Here is a 15973-nt window from a genome sequence, read left to right as displayed (position 1 = left end):
GGTGAAGCCTTCGCCTAACAGGACGGCATTGTCAGTCATTGGTACATCTCAAATAGGGGCACGATGACGCGCTGTCTGACAAGGTTTCTGGCGTTTCCGGCTAATGAGCAGGGTGGATTTCCCTCTGCCGCTCCCGGCATAGGACCCTGATACGTTCTTCACCTGTCAGTTCAACGTGCCATCGTGCAAATGGGTTAAACCATCATGCCGAACACGATGCTGGCGATGACCAACACAATACCCCCGCCCAAACGGGAGGAGATTTGCGCATAAGAGATAAGGTTCATACGGTTACAAGCAGAGAGAACTTCCAGGTCGCCGGAGCCGCCGCGGTTGGCCATACACAGGCCCGCCGTGATCGCCGATTCAATTGGGAAGAAGCCCATCAGCCAGCCGCCGATCGCCGCGCCGAGCACTGCGCCGATAACGATTACGGCGGCGATAACAACGTTATAGACAGTAATGGCATTGATGATTTCCTGCAGGTCGGTGTAGCAGACGCCGACGCCGACCATCAGTACCCACAGCAACTGTTTAGAGAAGAAATCAGACAGACGCTTGGCGCCGGCTTTGATTTCTGGTGAGCACAGGCCGGAGGCGTTTAGCGCCGCAACGATCAGTACCATCCACGCGAAGTAGTGAATCGAAACGCCGCCAATGCTGGGCAGGATTTTCTTGGCGACGACGTAGGCCAGCAGGAAACAGGTAGTGGACAGCACCAGGCCGACGGCGGTTTCACGATGGGTGATTTGTCCCGCTTTTTCATCTTCTTCCACTTTGAATGAGGCTTTACGCACCAGTTCGCCTTCGCCGCTCAGCCAGGTGTGCTTTTTACCGATGATATCGAGTATCGCGGCAAAGACGATGGCGAAGATGTTGGCGATGGTCAGGATAGCGATGGCAGTAGAGTAATATTCTTCGCGAGAACGACCAGTGACGGAGTGGTAAATCTCCGACAGGGGGACCGCGCCCGCGCCGTTGCCGCCACCCATGATCGGCAGGACGTAGAGCATCATGATGCGATCCACTGGGATCCCGAACACCAGACCGATAGCGATGCCGAAAATCGACGCGCCGACAATGCCCATCAGGATGGTTGGAATATAGCCGAGCAGTGATTTCAGCAGCAGGCGGCGGTTCACCGACAGAATCGCACCGGTAATTAATACTGCGATAAATAAGTTAAGGAAGTTACTTTTATCCATCACGTTGCTGATAGCATCTATCTCTTTCTGCGTGAAAATACCGGCATAGACGAAATAAGCTGCCACCAGGAAAATCATCACCGGAGCGCCACCGATATATTTGTTGAATATTGGCAGGCGTTTGCCAATTTCACCGAATATGGCACCGATAATAAACATGATGGCGAATCCGCCGACGATGTCGGTGGGTAAAGCGTTATAGAAATGTGAAAGTAATAGCGTAATTAACGCAAACGCATAAAGGGGTAGCGGCATGCCGAAGATTTTAAATCCCAGCAGGTCGTTAACGCCCTTCTTCTCCGCTGCCGGAGCCTGACTCATGTTAGTCATAAACGTTATCCTGTTTATTGATGGAGTAGTAAGACCGGCGCATAGTAATAAATAGCCCCAGGGGTAAGGTGTGATTATCTTCACTGAATACTCGTGTTTTTTATTAATTTAATTGTTTTTATGGTTCTGAATTAATTAACAACATAAAAACCATAAAGCCAATTAAGCCACGAGAAAAACTGTGACTTAAATACAAGAATCCATAGCCGAACGCTGGCGAAATACAGTTCGTTTTGAAATGACGAAGCGCTAAAAAATGACACTGATATTAAAACGCGTTCAGCTATTAAAAGATAAACCGCGGCGAGAGGCGATCGATCGGTTTCTCCGCCAGCATCAACTGTCGTTAGAGGCCGACTGCGAAATGGCGATTATCGCCGAGTATCAGCAGCGGCTGGTCGGCTGCGGTGCTATCGCCGGCAATGTGCTGAAATGCATCGCCATCGATCCCTCGCTGCAGGGGGAGGGGCTGAGCCTTAAATTACTGACCGAGCTCCTGACGCTGGCCTATGAGCTGAGGCGCAGCGAGCTGTTTTTATTCACTAAACCCAGTAACGCTGCGCTATTTTCCGGGGCAGGCTTCTGGCCAATTGCCCAGGCGGGCGATCGCGCCGTATTAATGGAAAACAGCCGCGAACGGCTGACGCGCTATTGCCGACAGCTGGCGATGTACCGTCAGCCGGGGCGCAAAATCGGCGCCATTGTGATGAATGCCAATCCCTTCACTCTCGGCCACCGTTGGCTGGTGGAGCAGGCGGCACGCCAGTGCGACTGGTTACATCTGTTTGTCGTGAAGGAAGATGCCTCCTGCTTTTCCTATCACGATCGCTTTACGCTTATCGAAAAAGGTATCGCCGGCATCGACAAAGTGACGCTGCATCCCGGCTCGGCATACCTCATCTCGCGGGCGACGTTTCCCGGCTACTTCCTCAAAGAACAGGGCGTGGTCGATGACTGCCACAGCCAGATTGACCTGCAGATATTCCGTGAACGCCTGGCCCCGGCGCTGCAGATAACCCATCGCTTTGTCGGCACCGAGCCGCTATGCCCGCTGACCCGCAGCTACAACCAGCGCATGAAAGCGTTGCTGGAAGCGCCCGGTGACGCACCGCCTGTTGAAGTGGTTGAGCTGGCGCGCATCGAAAAAAACGGCGGGCCGATATCCGCTTCCCGCGTGCGCGAGCTGTACCGACAGCGCAACTGGCAAGCCGTCGCGGCGCTGGTGCCGCCGGGCACCCTCTCTTTTCTGATGCAACTGGCGGAGAGCGAACATCAAACCGCCTGATTTATACGCCCTAACTAAGGATTTTCCCCTATGGAAATGAAGATTGACGCCCTGGCCGGCACGCTGGAGTCCAGCGATGTGATGGTCAGGATTGGACCGGCGGCGCAGCCGGGCATTCAGCTGGAAATCGACAGCATTGTGAAACAACAGTTTGGCGCTGCGATTGAGCAGGTGGTCAGAGAAACGCTGGCGCAGCTTGGCGTGAAGCAGGCCAACGTGGTGGTCGATGATAAAGGCGCCCTGGAGTGCGTACTGCGCGCCCGCGTACAGGCTGCGGCGCTGCGCGCGGCGCAACAGTCTCAATTGCAATGGAGCCAATTATGAAACCACGTCGCAGTATGCTGTTCATCCCTGGCGCCAATGCCGCCATGTTAAGCACGTCATTCGTCTACGGCGCCGATGCGGTGATGTTCGACCTGGAAGATGCCGTTTCGCTGCGCGAGAAAGATACCGCTCGTCTGCTGGTGTATCAGGCGCTGCAGCATCCGCTGTATCAGGATATCGAAACCGTGGTGCGCATTAACCCACTGAATACGCCGTTTGGTCTTGCCGACCTTGAAGCGGTGGTACGCGCGGGTGTGGACATGGTACGTCTGCCGAAAACCGACAGCAAAGAAGATATCCATGAACTGGAAGCGCACGTTGAGCGGATTGAACGCGAGTGCGGCCGGGAAGTGGGCAGCACCAAGCTCATGGCGGCCATCGAGTCGGCGCTGGGGGTGGTGAATGCGGTGGAGATTGCGCGCGCCAGCCCGCGTCTGGCGGCGATCGCGCTGGCGGCCTTCGATTACGTTATGGATATGGGCACCTCCCGCGGCGACGGCACTGAACTGTTCTATGCCCGCTGTGCGGTACTGCATGCCGCGCGCGTTGCCGGCATCGCCGCCTATGACGTGGTGTGGTCGGATATCAACAACGAAGAGGGGTTCCTCGCGGAAGCGAATCTGGCGAAAAACCTCGGCTTCAATGGCAAATCGCTGGTCAACCCACGACAAATTGAACTCCTGCATCAGGTCTATGCCCCGACGCGCAAAGAGGTCGACCATGCGCTGGAGGTGATTGCCGCCGCGGAAGAGGCAGAGTCGCGCGGTCTGGGCGTGGTGTCGCTCAACGGCAAGATGATCGATGGACCGATTATCGACCACGCTCGCAAAGTGGTGGCGCTCTCGGCTTCCGGGATTCGTGATTAAGGGGAACAAGATGAAAGAGACAGTAGCAATGCTTAATCAGCAGTACGTGATGCCGGAAGGACTGACCCCTTATGCGGGCGTGACGGCGAAAAGTCCGTGGCTGGCCAGTGAAACAGAAAAGCGCCAGCGTAAAATTTGCGACTCGCTGGAAACGGCAATCCGTCGCTCCGGCCTGCAAAACGGCATGACCATTTCGTTCCACCACGCGTTTCGCGGCGGTGACAAAGTGGTCAACATGGTCATGGCAACGCTGGCGGAAATGGGCTTTCGCGATCTGACCCTGGCATCCAGTTCGCTGATCGACGCCCACTGGCCGCTGATCGAGCATATTAAAAATGGCGTGATCCGCCAGATCTACACCTCCGGTCTGCGCGGCAAGCTGGGCGAGGAGATCTCCGCCGGCCTGATGGAAAACCCGGTGCAGATCCACTCCCACGGCGGTCGCGTACAGCTGATCCAAAGCGGCGAACTGTCGATTGATGTGGCGTTTCTCGGCGTCCCTTGCTGCGATGAGTTTGGCAATGCCAACGGCTTTAGCGGTAAGTCGCGCTGCGGTTCGCTGGGCTATGCGCGCGTTGATGCGGAACATGCCAAATGCGTGGTGCTGTTGACCGAAGCGTGGGTGGATTACCCAAACTATCCGGCCAGCATTGCCCAGGATCAGGTGGATCTGATCGTCCAGGTGGACGAAGTCGGCGATCCGCAAAAAATTACCGCTGGGGCGATCCGTCTGACCAGCAACCCGCGCGAACTGCTGATTGCCCGCCAGGCGGCGAAGGTGGTCGAGCATTCCGGTTACTTTAAAGACGGTTTCTCGCTGCAGACCGGCACCGGCGGCGCCTCGCTGGCTGTCAGCCGCTTCCTCGAAGACAAAATGCGCCGTAACGGCATCACCGCCAGCTTCGGCCTCGGCGGCATCACCGGCACGATGGTCGATCTGCACGAAAAGGGGCTGATCAAAACGCTGCTCGATACCCAGTCGTTCGATGGCGACGCCGCGCGTTCGCTGGCGCAGAACCCGAACCACGTCGAGATCTCCACCAATCAGTATGCCAGCCCAGGCTCTAAAGGCGCCTCCTGCGAGCGCTTAAACGTGGTAATGCTCAGCGCGCTGGAAATCGATACCGACTTTAACGTCAACGTGATGACCGGCTCTAACGGCGTGCTGCGCGGCGCTTCCGGCGGACATAGCGATACCGCCGCCGGCGCGGATCTGACCATCATTACCGCGCCGTTAGTTCGCGGGCGAATTCCCTGCGTCGTGGAAAAAGTGCTGACCCGCGTGACGCCGGGAGCCAGCGTGGATGTGCTGGTCACTGACCACGGCATAGCGGTCAACCCGGCACGTCAGGACCTGATCGACAATTTGCGCAGCGCAGGCATTCCGCTGATGACCATTGAGGAGCTGCAGCAGCGTGCGGAACTGCTAACCGGCAAGCCGCAGCCGATCGAATTTACCGATCGGGTGGTGGCGGTGGTGCGCTATCGCGACGGTTCGGTCATCGATGTGATTCGTCAGGTGAAAAACAGCGACTAAACGCAGAGGGGAAAGGCCATGAGCGACGTGTTAATGAATCCGGCGCGTGTGCGGCGCGTGAAGCCACTGAGTGCCGAAGAGGTGGTCAGCGCGGTAGAGCGCGCGCTGTTGACCGAAGTTCGCCTGACCCCTAAGCCCGGGTTGGTGGATATTCGTAACGCTGGCGCGCACCGGGATATGGATCTGGCCTCGTTTGAGGCCAGCACCGCGGTGGTGGCGCCATGGATGGAGAAATTTTTCATCATGGGCCACGATACTGCGGCGGTCGCGCCGGAGCAGGTATTGATGATGCTGCGCCCGGTGGGGATGGCCTGTGAGAACGATATGCTGGAGGCCACCGGCGGGGTGAATACCCATCGCGGGGCGATCTTCGCTTTTGGCCTGCTCAGCGCGGCGGCGGGCAGGCTGGTGTCGAAAGGTGAGCCGATAGAGCAGCACCGGCTTTGCGACCAGGTGGCGCGCTTCTGTCGCGGCATGGTTATGCAGGAATTGTCTTCTGCTGGCGGGGAACGGCTCAGTAAAGGCGAGGCTCATTTTCTGCGTTATGGTCTCTCCGGGGCCCGCGGCGAGGCGGAGAGCGGTTTCCTGACGGTGCGTGCCCAGGCCTTGCCAGTCTTTACCCGCATGATGGAAGAGACCGGCGACAGCAATCTGGCGCTGCTGCAAACCCTGCTGCATCTGATGGCGTGGAATGATGACACCAACCTGGTCTCGCGCGGCGGGCTTGCCGGGCTGAACTTTGTCCAGCAGGAGGCGCAGCGACTGCTGTGGCAGGGCGGCGTGCTGGCGGACGGCGGGCTGGAGGCGCTGCGCCAGTTTGACGATGAGCTGATTGCCCGCCATCTCAGCCCCGGCGGCAGCGCCGATCTGCTGGCGGTGACCTGGTTTTTATCCACGTTTCCCGCCGGCGCGCTTTTCCCGCTGTAACCCACTGCAACACCGCCTTCGCCCGCACTGTACGGGCGAAGGCGCCATCATTAGTCTTCCCGGTTGTCACTACGTAAACATGGAATTGCGGCACAATCGTATAGTTTTTACTGATATCGTCCGCCGTTTGTCATAAATTTCTAATTATCGGCGTTTTTGAGTAGCGGCCCGCTGACGGGCTGGTTACTCTGAAAACAATTTACGTAATGTTAACAAAAGAGAATAGCTATGCATGATGCACAAATCCGCGTGGCCATCGCCGGCGCGGGCGGCCGGATGGGACGCCAGTTAATTCAGGCTGCATTGCAGATGGAAGGCGTGGCGCTGGGCGCGGCGCTGGAGCGCGAAGGGTCAAGCCTGGTGGGCAGCGACGCCGGGGAGCTGGCGGGCGCCGGCAAAGCGGGCGTCGCGGTGCAGAGCAGCCTGACGGCGGTAAAAGATGATTTCGACGTGTTGATCGATTTTACCCGCCCGGAAGGCACGCTGAATCATCTGGCGTTTTGCCGCGAGCACGGCAAAGGGATGGTCATCGGCACCACCGGTTTTGACGACGCTGGCAAGCAGGCGATTCGCGACGCCGCGCAGGAGATTGCCATTGTCTTCGCCGCTAACTTTAGCGTCGGCGTCAACGTCCTGTTAAAGCTGCTGGAGAAGGCGGCAAAGGTGATGGGCGACTACACCGACATCGAAATTATCGAAGCGCACCACCGGCATAAAGTGGATGCGCCGTCAGGCACCGCGCTGGCGATGGGCGAAGCGATCGCCGGAGCATTGAACAAAGATCTGAAGGAATGCGCCGTCTACAGTCGTGAAGGTCATACCGGCGAACGCGTTCCGGGCACCATTGGCTTCGCCACCGTCCGTGCGGGCGATATCGTCGGCGAACATACGGCGATGTTTGCTGATATCGGTGAGCGTATTGAAATCACCCATAAAGCCTCCAGCCGGATGACCTTTGCTAATGGCGCGGTTCGCTCTGCATTATGGCTGAAAGACAAGAAAAATGGTCTGTTTGACATGCGTGATGTGCTGGATTTGAACAGTTTATAACGATTATTACCCATCGTGATGTGGTTATTGCAATCAATAAGTTATTGATGCAAGGGGCAATATATTGTTGCCCTTTTTTATTTTTATGGGTTTGGTGTGTTTTTTACGTTGTGATAGCTATAAATAATAATATTCATGCTGTTTTTGGTGAATGAAATGTAAATTTTGACCATTTGGTCCACTTTTTAGCGCTTCGTCGCCAGGTTTTACACTCTTTCCCGTCCGCAAGCGTTTTCTCAGCCAGGTTTGTTGATCTTTTTGGCGTAAAAATCACATGTTATGCGCCAGTGGCGTAAAATGACATTAAAAATCTCCGCTTTAAGTTGACTTTTATCCGACATCTCTCCAGAATGCCGCCGTTTGCCAAAAATCTGCGGGCAACAGATTTGCATTGATTCAGATCGTGTTTATGAATTAATATGCAAATAAAGTGAGTGGATATTCTCTGGAGGGTGTTTTGATTAAGTCAGCGCTATTGGTTCTGGAAGACGGAACCCAGTTTCACGGTCGGGCCATCGGGGCAACCGGCACGGCGGTTGGGGAAGTCGTTTTCAATACTTCAATGACCGGTTATCAAGAAATCCTCACTGATCCTTCCTATTCCCGCCAAATCGTCACTCTTACTTATCCTCATATTGGTAATGTCGGCACCAACGCCGCCGATGAAGAATCTTCTCAGGTACACGCGCAGGGTCTGGTGATCCGCGATCTGCCGCTGATTGCCAGCAACTTCCGCAATACTGAAGATCTTTCTTCTTATCTGAAGCGCCATAACATCGTGGCGATTGCCGATATCGATACCCGCAAGCTGACGCGTCTGCTGCGTGAGAAAGGGGCGCAGAACGGCTGCATCATCGCGGGCGACAGCCCGGATGCTCAGCTGGCGCTGGAGAAAGCGAAAGCGTTCCCGGGTCTGAACGGCATGGATCTGGCGAAGGAAGTGACCACCGCAGAAACCTACAGCTGGACGCAGGGCAGCTGGACTCTGGCGGGCGACCTGCCGGAAGCGAAAGCGGAAAGCGAGCTGCCGTTCCACGTTGTGGCGTATGACTTCGGCGCGAAACGCAACATCCTGCGCATGCTGGTGGACCGCGGCTGCCGCCTGACGGTGGTGCCGGCGCAGACCTCTGCCGAAGACGTGCTGAAAATGAATCCGGACGGTATTTTCCTCTCTAACGGCCCAGGCGACCCGGCGCCGTGCGATTACGCTATCGACGCGATTGAAAAATTCCTTGAGACCGATATTCCGGTATTCGGTATCTGCCTTGGCCATCAGCTGCTGGCGCTGGCGAGTGGTGCGAAGACCATTAAGATGAAGTTCGGCCACCACGGCGGCAACCATCCGGTGAAAGATATTGATAATAATGTGGTGATGATCACCGCGCAGAACCATGGTTTTGCGGTTGACGAAGCCACCTTGCCGGCCAACCTGCGCGTGACCCACAAGTCGCTGTTCGACGGCACCCTGCAGGGCATTCATCGTACCGACAAACCGGCGTTTAGCTTCCAGGGGCACCCTGAAGCGAGCCCGGGGCCGCATGATGCCGCGCCGCTGTTCGACCACTTTATCGAGTTAATTGAGCTCTACCGTCAGTCCGCGAAATAATCAGGAGTAAAAGAGCAATGCCAAAACGTACAGACATAAAAAGTATCCTGATTCTGGGCGCGGGCCCGATTGTTATCGGTCAGGCGTGTGAGTTTGACTACTCCGGCGCGCAGGCCTGTAAAGCCCTGCGAGAAGAGGGCTACCGCGTTATCCTGGTGAACTCCAACCCGGCGACCATCATGACCGACCCGGAAATGGCCGATGCGACCTACATCGAGCCGATTCACTGGGAAGTGGTACGTAAAATTATCGAAAAAGAGCGCCCGGATGCGGTGCTGCCGACCATGGGCGGCCAGACGGCGCTGAACTGTGCGCTGGAGCTGGAACGTCAGGGCGTGCTGGCAGAGTTCGGCGTGACCATGATCGGCGCCACTGCCGACGCGATTGATAAAGCGGAAGACCGTCGTCGCTTCGACGTGGCGATGAAGAAAATCGGCCTCGACACCGCGCGCTCCGGCATCGCCCACACCATGGAAGAAGCGCTGGCGGTTGCCGCCGACGTTGGCTTCCCGTGCATCATCCGTCCGTCCTTCACCATGGGCGGCACCGGCGGCGGTATCGCCTATAACCGCGAAGAGTTCGAAGAAATCTGCGAACGCGGCCTGGATCTCTCTCCGACCAACGAACTGCTGATCGATGAATCGCTGATCGGCTGGAAAGAGTACGAGATGGAAGTGGTGCGCGATAAGAACGACAACTGCATCATCGTCTGCTCGATTGAAAACTTCGATGCCATGGGGATCCATACCGGCGACTCCATCACCGTTGCCCCGGCGCAGACCCTGACCGACAAAGAATACCAAATCATGCGTAACGCCTCGATGGCGGTCCTGCGTGAAATCGGTGTGGAAACCGGCGGCTCTAACGTGCAGTTCTCGGTGAACCCGAAAGACGGTCGCCTGATCGTTATCGAAATGAACCCGCGCGTCTCCCGCTCTTCGGCGCTGGCCTCGAAAGCCACCGGCTTCCCGATTGCTAAAGTGGCGGCCAAGCTGGCAGTGGGCTACACCCTTGACGAGCTGATGAACGACATCACCGGCGGCCGCACTCCGGCTTCCTTCGAGCCGTCCATCGACTACGTGGTCACCAAAATTCCACGCTTCAACTTCGAAAAATTCGCTGGCGCGAACGACCGTCTGACCACCCAGATGAAATCCGTCGGCGAAGTGATGGCCATTGGCCGCACCCAGCAGGAATCGCTGCAGAAAGCGCTGCGCGGCCTGGAAGTGGGCGCCACCGGCTTCGACCCGAAAGTGAGCCTCGACGACCCGGAAGCGCTGACTAAAATTCGCCGCGAGCTGAAAGACGCTGGCGCCGAGCGTATCTGGTACATCGCGGATGCCTTCCGCGCCGGCCTCTCGGTAGACGGCGTCTTCAACCTGACCAATATCGACCGCTGGTTCCTGGTGCAGATTGAAGAGCTGGTGCGTCTGGAAGAGAAAGTGGTGGAAGTGGGCATCAACGGCCTCGACGCCGACTTCCTGCGTACCCTGAAGCGTAAAGGCTTTGCCGATGCGCGTCTGGCGAAACTGGCGGGCGTGCGGGAAGCGGAAATTCGCAAGCTGCGCGACCAGTATGACCTGCATCCGGTCTACAAGCGCGTGGACACCTGCGCCGCCGAATTCGCCACCGATACCGCCTACATGTACTCCACTTATGAAGAAGAGTGTGAGTCCAACCCGTCCGTTGACCGCGATAAAATCATGGTCCTCGGCGGCGGCCCGAACCGTATCGGCCAGGGTATCGAATTTGACTACTGCTGCGTACACGCCTCTCTGGCGCTGCGCGAAGACGGTTACGAGACCATCATGGTCAACTGTAACCCGGAAACCGTGTCTACCGACTATGACACCTCCGACCGTCTGTACTTCGAGCCGGTGACCCTGGAAGACGTGCTGGAAATCGTGCGCATCGAGAAGCCGAAGGGCGTTATCGTCCAGTACGGCGGCCAGACGCCGCTGAAGCTGGCGCGCGCCCTGGAAGCCGCAGGCGTACCGGTTATCGGCACCAGCCCGGACGCTATCGACCGCGCGGAAGACCGTGAACGCTTCCAGCATGCGGTTGACCGTCTGAAGCTGAAGCAGCCGGCGAACGCCACCGTCACTGCCATTGAGCAGGCGGTAGAGAGAGCGAAAGAGATTGGCTACCCGCTGGTGGTTCGTCCGTCTTACGTGCTCGGCGGCCGGGCGATGGAAATTGTTTACGACGAGCAGGATCTGCGCCGCTACTTCCAGACCGCGGTTAGCGTCTCCAACGATGCACCGGTACTGCTGGATCGCTTCCTCGACGACGCGATTGAAGTGGATGTCGATGCCATCTGCGACGGCGAAATGGTGCTGATTGGCGGCATCATGGAGCATATCGAGCAGGCGGGCGTACACTCCGGCGACTCAGCCTGTTCCCTGCCAGCGTATACGCTGAGCCAGGAAATTCAGGATGTGATGCGCGAGCAGGTGCAGAAGCTGGCTTTCGAGCTGCAGGTTCGTGGTCTGATGAACGTCCAGTTCGCGGTGAAAGATAACGAAGTTTATCTGATTGAAGTGAACCCGCGTGCGGCGCGTACCGTGCCGTTCGTCTCCAAAGCCACCGGTGTCCCGCTGGCGAAAGTCGCGGCGCGCGTAATGGCCGGTAAGACGCTGGCGCAGCAGGGCGTGACCAAAGAGATCATCCCGCCGTACTACTCGGTGAAAGAGGTGGTTCTGCCGTTCAACAAATTCCCGGGCGTTGACCCGCTGTTAGGGCCAGAAATGCGCTCTACCGGGGAAGTGATGGGCGTGGGCCGTACCTTCGCGGAAGCATTCGCCAAAGCGCAGCTGGGCAGCAACTCGACCATGAAGAAACAGGGCCGTGCACTGCTCTCCGTTCGCGAAGGCGACAAAGAGCGCGTGGTCGACCTGGCGGCGAAGCTGCTGAAGTTTGGCTTTGAGCTGGATGCGACCCACGGTACGGCGATTGTGCTGGGCGAAGCCGGTATCAACCCGCGTCTGGTGAACAAGGTGCATGAAGGTCGTCCGCACATTCAGGACCGTATCAAGAATGGCGAATACACCTACATCATCAACACCACCGCAGGTCGCCAGGCGATTGAAGACTCCAAGCTGATTCGCCGCAGCGCGCTGCAGTACAAGGTGCATTACGACACCACCCTGAACGGCGGCTTTGCCACCGCGATGGCGCTGAACGCTGACGCCACCGAGAAGGTGATTTCGGTTCAGGAAATGCACGCGCAAATCACCAAATAAGCGCGCCGGCCTGGCCGGAGAGCAACAAACCAGGGCTGACGACATCGTCAGCCCTTTTTTTGGCTGCAGTCATCTTCGGAGAGTTCTGCTTTTAACCACCTGTCGGGTCAGGCTAACTATAGTGAGCACCATAACGATACCTATTGATGAAAAGACAGGAGGATACAATGCGGAACAATATTCTGGTGGCATCCGCACTGGCAGCGACGGCAATCATGTTCGTGGCCGGCTGCTCATCGAATCAGTCGATCAAAACCACCGATGGCAAGACCATTGTCACCAGCGGCAAACCGCAGGTGGATGATGACACCGGCCTCGTCTCATACAAAAATGCCGAAACCGGCCGCGTGGAGCAGATTAACCGCGACCAGGTGAAGTCCATGGATGAGCTGGATAACTAATGGTTATCCCAGGCCCCGCGGGGAGTGTGCGGGGCCGAACGAGCGCGTTACAGTAGCGCGCGATCGATTTTAACCACGATTTTACGCAACGCTGCGCCTTGTTCGAGGCAGGCCATCGGGCGGTGTAATTCGCCAGGGAAGAGGATCGCCAGCTCTTCCGGGTAGAGATGAATCAGCGTTTCGCTGTCGATAGCCTGACAGAAACCGATATCCTGCGTCGTGTTGAAGTGACCATCTTCAACGACCGGCAGCCCTTTATTCCCGGCACCGATGATCTCTTCACCTTTCAGCACAATGTGAATGTCGAGATATTGACGATGATATTCCGGGCGTTGCTCGCTCAGCGGCCGGGTATGGCCTTCGACGACGGTAAAAAACACATTATCACTCTCGACGGTATATTTCCCCGGCGGCAGCGCGTGCGGTTGTTGCTGTAACACGGCCTGCAGCGCCTGGCGGATCACCGGCGGATAGAGCTCATTTTCGGCGGCGGCGGTTAAGGTATCGATAATCATGCCGGGATCCTCTGCGGTTGTTGCGAATGAAGTAACGTTAATGAGTGAGCGACAATACTGGCGACGTCGGGGGTAATATCGACGGCCAGAACATCGCTTTCACTGGCGTCTGGCGTCTCCAGGGCGGCAAACTGGCTACGCAGTAACGCTTCTGGCATAAAATGGCCTTTACGCTGGCGCATTCGCTGCAAAATGCAGTCATAATCCCCGGTCAACCACAGGAAGCGTAGCTTCGCGTTCCCCTCACGCAGGCGGTCGCGATAGCGCTTTTTTAATGCGGAACAGACCAATACACCTGACTCGTTTTTCTGCTCAAGACTGAAAATGACGTCGGCGATACGCGTCAGCCACGGCTGACGATCCTCATCATTCAGCGGCTGGCTGGTGGCCATTTTGACGATATTGTTGCGTGGATGAAGGTCGTCGCCGTCGATAAATTTCGCTCCCAGCGCGTGGGCCAATGCCTGACCGACGGTGGATTTGCCGGTTCCGGAGACGCCCATCAAAATAATGCATTGTCCTGCCATCATGCGCTCCTTCTCTCAGACCGCGACCAGCATGCCGCCGTCAACGAACAGCAGATGGCCGTTGACGAAATTCGACGCGTTTGACGATAAAAAGACGGCAGCGCCGACCAGCTCCTGCGGATCGCCCCAGCGGGCGGCAGGGGTGCGTTTGCATAACCAGTCGGTAAACGCCTTATCCTCAACCAGCGTCCGGGTCATCGCCGTATTAAAGTAGCCCGGGGCAATGCCGTTGACCTGAATGTTGTGCCGCGCCAGCTCAACGCACATTCCGCGGGTTAGCATCTTCACCGCGCCTTTGGCGGCGGCGTAGGGGGTGATGGTGTCGCGCCCCAGCTCGCTCTGCATGGAGCAGATATTGATGATTTTTCCCTGCTGGCGGTCAACCATGCGCTTCGCGACGGCCTGAGAGACGAGAAATACCGCCGTCTGGTTAACTGAAATCACGTCATTCCATTCCTGCACCGGGAATTCGGTAAACGGGTGGCGGCGCTGGATCCCGGCGTTATTGAATAACACGTCAATCGGGCCAAGATGCGCTTCGATATTGGCAATGGCTTCTTCAACGGCCCCGGCATCGGTCACGTTAAATACCGCAGCATGGGCGGTGGCGCCTTCGTCGCGGAGCTTCATCACCGCATCGTCCGCTCGCGGGGCAGAAAGGTCATTAATAATGATTTCTGCGCCATATTGCGCCAGACCCTGAGCCATGACAAAACCGATCCCCTGTCCTGCGCCCGTAATTAAAATGCGTTTACCTTGTAAGCTGAAAAGATCGTTCATCTCGATATCCTGATTAGCGGCTGAAGAAAACCTGTGCCCTATCTCACGGATTTTTACCGGGGGAAACTGTGATGAAGATCACTCGGAACCGTGTTACAAAAAGGGGTTACTTTAAACGTGACGCTGCCGGTAAATCTCGCTGACTCAACAGGTTAACGGCTACGGACTGGCATTCTCTTTTGCCCCCCCGACAGGCATAATGGCCTGAAGCAGTCAGGTATTTGGCGGACACACAGATGAAAGCACAACGCATTACTCTCCATGATATTGCCGAGCTGGCTGGCGTAACCAAGATGACCGTTAGCCGCTATTTGCGCACCCCGGAAAAGGTGAAACCGGAGACGGCGGAGCGTATTGCCAGCGTGATAGCGGAGATCGGCTATCAGCCCGACCCGGATAATCCGGCGATGACCAGCGTCGCCGTGCCGCGGATTGGCGTACTCATTCCCTCCTTTCATAATCAAATTTTTGCCGATCTGCTGGCCGGCATCGAATCTGTCGCCGCCGGGCATGGTTACCAGACGCTGGTGGTGAATTACGACTACGATCGCCAGCGTGAAGAGGAGCAGATTGCCGCCGTGCTGGCGTTTAATGTGAAAGGACTGCTGCTGACCGAGTCGGTGCACTCCCTGCGGGCGGACAAGTATCTGAATGCCGCGAAGATCCCAATCGCCGAAGTGATGGGGCTGGCGGAGAATCCAGGACGCATCAACGTCGGATTCGATAACTTCCAGGCCGGCTTCGATATGACCACCATGCTGCTGGCCAGCGGTAAACGACGGATCATCTACTTCGGCTCGATGTCCGACGTCCGCGACGAGCAGCGTTATCTGGGCTACTGTCGGGCGATGGAGAGTGCCGGGCTGGCGGTGGGGCGCATTGCGCCGAATAAAGTCTCGTCGGTTTCCATTGGCACCGGCATGATGACCCTGGCGCGGCAAATGTACGCCGATATGGACGGTATCCTGTGCACTAATGACGACCTGGCGGTGGGCGTGTTACAGGAGTGCCTGGCATCCGGTATCAGCGTGCCCCAGGAGCTGGCTATCGCGGGCTTTCATGGCCTGGAGATCGGCCAGATCGTCTCTCCCCGGCTGGCCAGCGTCCTGACGCCGCGCTTCGAGATGGGTAAGGTGGCGACAGAGATTTTAATAAAGAAAATCAAAGGACTGCCCACCATTGAAAAAGTGGACCTCCACTACCGCCTGTCGATGGGCGAAACGATTTAACGGCCACCAGCCAGCGCCTGTCGTGTGTTAGCGAAAGGTTAATGCGCGCGCGGTCCATCGCCTGTCTGGTCGCCGTTTTGTCTTCACGATCACGCGTCCGGTAACACGCATTTTTAACACGATTCAGCGTGATACAGATCGCAAAATCC

Annotated in this window: 14 protein-coding genes; 10 read left to right on the top strand and 4 right to left on the bottom strand. The window is 57.0% G+C overall.

The annotated features are described in order from the left end of the window. Positions 1-194 precede the first annotated feature (194 nt). Positions 195-1535: a citrate/sodium symporter CitS gene (gene citS, locus HMPREF3096_RS14315; RefSeq protein ID WP_023297053.1), complete on the bottom strand. Its 1341-nt coding sequence runs from the start codon at positions 1533-1535 to the stop codon at positions 195-197. Positions 1536-1791: 256 nt separating this feature from the next. On the opposite strand from citS, the gene citC reads away from it, so the two are divergent. The 9 genes from citC (at position 1792) to HMPREF3096_RS14270 (ending at position 12773) form a co-directional block, all read left to right on the top strand. Continuing rightward, on the top strand, positions 1792-2820 hold the full coding sequence (citC, locus tag HMPREF3096_RS14310; protein WP_022066148.1) for a [citrate (pro-3S)-lyase] ligase: 1029 nt from the start codon (positions 1792-1794) through the stop codon (positions 2818-2820). Between the two features lie 30 nt (positions 2821-2850). Continuing rightward, positions 2851-3144 carry a citrate lyase acyl carrier protein gene (gene citD, locus HMPREF3096_RS14305; RefSeq protein WP_012542888.1) on the top strand — a complete coding sequence of 98 codons (294 nt, stop codon included), beginning with the start codon at positions 2851-2853 and terminating at the stop codon, positions 3142-3144. Then, entirely contained in the window at positions 3141-4010 is an 870-nt protein-coding gene (gene citE, locus HMPREF3096_RS14300) for a citrate (pro-3S)-lyase subunit beta (RefSeq protein WP_012968960.1), read from the top strand. The genes citD and citE overlap by 4 nt, the downstream gene beginning before the upstream one ends. A 10-nt stretch (positions 4011-4020) precedes the next feature. Then, positions 4021-5547: a citrate lyase subunit alpha gene (gene citF / locus HMPREF3096_RS14295; protein ID WP_023339578.1), complete on the top strand. Its 1527-nt coding sequence runs from the start codon at positions 4021-4023 to the stop codon at positions 5545-5547. 18 nt (positions 5548-5565) lie between these two features. Further along, positions 5566-6474, top strand: a complete 909-nt coding sequence (gene citG / locus HMPREF3096_RS14290) for a triphosphoribosyl-dephospho-CoA synthase CitG (protein WP_032731606.1) — start codon at positions 5566-5568, stop codon at positions 6472-6474. 228 nt (positions 6475-6702) lie between these two features. Continuing rightward, on the top strand, positions 6703-7524 hold the full coding sequence (gene dapB / locus HMPREF3096_RS14285) for a 4-hydroxy-tetrahydrodipicolinate reductase (protein WP_008807487.1): 822 nt from the start codon (positions 6703-6705) through the stop codon (positions 7522-7524). Positions 7525-7981: 457 nt separating this feature from the next. Further along, on the top strand, positions 7982-9130 hold the full coding sequence (carA, locus tag HMPREF3096_RS14280) for a glutamine-hydrolyzing carbamoyl-phosphate synthase small subunit (RefSeq protein WP_012542883.1): 1149 nt from the start codon (positions 7982-7984) through the stop codon (positions 9128-9130). A 17-nt stretch (positions 9131-9147) separates the two neighbouring features. Next, on the top strand, positions 9148-12372 hold the full coding sequence (gene carB / locus HMPREF3096_RS14275; RefSeq protein WP_008807485.1) for a carbamoyl-phosphate synthase large subunit: 3225 nt from the start codon (positions 9148-9150) through the stop codon (positions 12370-12372). Positions 12373-12539: 167 nt separating this feature from the next. Beyond that, a complete protein-coding gene (locus HMPREF3096_RS14270; protein ID WP_002888059.1) occupies positions 12540-12773 on the top strand; it encodes a YgdI/YgdR family lipoprotein in 234 nt (77 codons plus the stop codon). A gap of 47 nt (positions 12774-12820) precedes the next feature. Here HMPREF3096_RS14270 and HMPREF3096_RS14265 read toward each other — a convergent pair whose 3' ends face one another. The 3 genes from HMPREF3096_RS14265 to idnO are packed head-to-tail and all read right to left on the bottom strand — an operon-like array spanning position 12821 to position 14595. After that, positions 12821-13288, bottom strand: coding sequence for a NanQ anomerase/TabA/YiaL family protein (locus HMPREF3096_RS14265; RefSeq protein ID WP_008807484.1), 468 nt, complete (start codon positions 13286-13288; stop codon positions 12821-12823). Then, positions 13285-13815, bottom strand: a complete 531-nt coding sequence (locus HMPREF3096_RS14260; RefSeq protein WP_008807483.1) for a gluconokinase — start codon at positions 13813-13815, stop codon at positions 13285-13287. The genes HMPREF3096_RS14265 and HMPREF3096_RS14260 overlap by 4 nt, the downstream gene beginning before the upstream one ends. A 15-nt stretch (positions 13816-13830) precedes the next feature. After that, positions 13831-14595 (bottom strand): gluconate 5-dehydrogenase, encoded by a 765-nt coding sequence (gene idnO, locus HMPREF3096_RS14255; protein WP_032731607.1) that lies wholly within the window; start codon positions 14593-14595, stop codon positions 13831-13833. Between the two features lie 236 nt (positions 14596-14831). Between idnO and HMPREF3096_RS14250 the strand changes: the two genes are divergently transcribed. Beyond that, positions 14832-15824, top strand: a complete 993-nt coding sequence (locus tag HMPREF3096_RS14250; protein WP_012968956.1) for a LacI family DNA-binding transcriptional regulator — start codon at positions 14832-14834, stop codon at positions 15822-15824. Positions 15825-15973: the final 149 nt, after the last annotated feature.

This window comes from Klebsiella sp. HMSC25G12 (assembly GCF_001807705.1).
GTDB lineage: Bacteria > Pseudomonadota > Gammaproteobacteria > Enterobacterales > Enterobacteriaceae > Klebsiella > Klebsiella variicola.
This window is presented reverse-complemented; position numbering and strand designations above follow the sequence as displayed.

Excerpts from the sequence above, each read along its gene's own strand:
- HMPREF3096_RS14265 (WP_008807484.1), bottom strand. The coding sequence starts at position 13,288 with ATGATTATCGATACCTTAACCGCCGCCGCCGAAAATGAGCTCTATCCG.
- HMPREF3096_RS14270 (WP_002888059.1), top strand. The coding sequence starts at position 12,540 with ATGCGGAACAATATTCTGGTGGCATCCGCACTGGCAGCGACGGCAATC.
- citS (WP_023297053.1), bottom strand. The coding sequence starts at position 1,535 with ATGACTAACATGAGTCAGGCTCCGGCAGCGGAGAAGAAGGGCGTTAAC.
- HMPREF3096_RS14250 (WP_012968956.1), top strand. The coding sequence starts at position 14,832 with ATGAAAGCACAACGCATTACTCTCCATGATATTGCCGAGCTGGCTGGC.
- citD (WP_012542888.1), top strand. The coding sequence starts at position 2,851 with ATGGAAATGAAGATTGACGCCCTGGCCGGCACGCTGGAGTCCAGCGAT.
- carB (WP_008807485.1), top strand. The coding sequence starts at position 9,148 with ATGCCAAAACGTACAGACATAAAAAGTATCCTGATTCTGGGCGCGGGC.
- citF (WP_023339578.1), top strand. The coding sequence starts at position 4,021 with ATGAAAGAGACAGTAGCAATGCTTAATCAGCAGTACGTGATGCCGGAA.
- citE (WP_012968960.1), top strand. The coding sequence starts at position 3,141 with ATGAAACCACGTCGCAGTATGCTGTTCATCCCTGGCGCCAATGCCGCC.
- citG (WP_032731606.1), top strand. The coding sequence starts at position 5,566 with ATGAGCGACGTGTTAATGAATCCGGCGCGTGTGCGGCGCGTGAAGCCA.
- idnO (WP_032731607.1), bottom strand. The coding sequence starts at position 14,595 with ATGAACGATCTTTTCAGCTTACAAGGTAAACGCATTTTAATTACGGGC.
- HMPREF3096_RS14260 (WP_008807483.1), bottom strand. The coding sequence starts at position 13,815 with ATGGCAGGACAATGCATTATTTTGATGGGCGTCTCCGGAACCGGCAAA.
- dapB (WP_008807487.1), top strand. The coding sequence starts at position 6,703 with ATGCATGATGCACAAATCCGCGTGGCCATCGCCGGCGCGGGCGGCCGG.
- citC (WP_022066148.1), top strand. The coding sequence starts at position 1,792 with ATGACACTGATATTAAAACGCGTTCAGCTATTAAAAGATAAACCGCGG.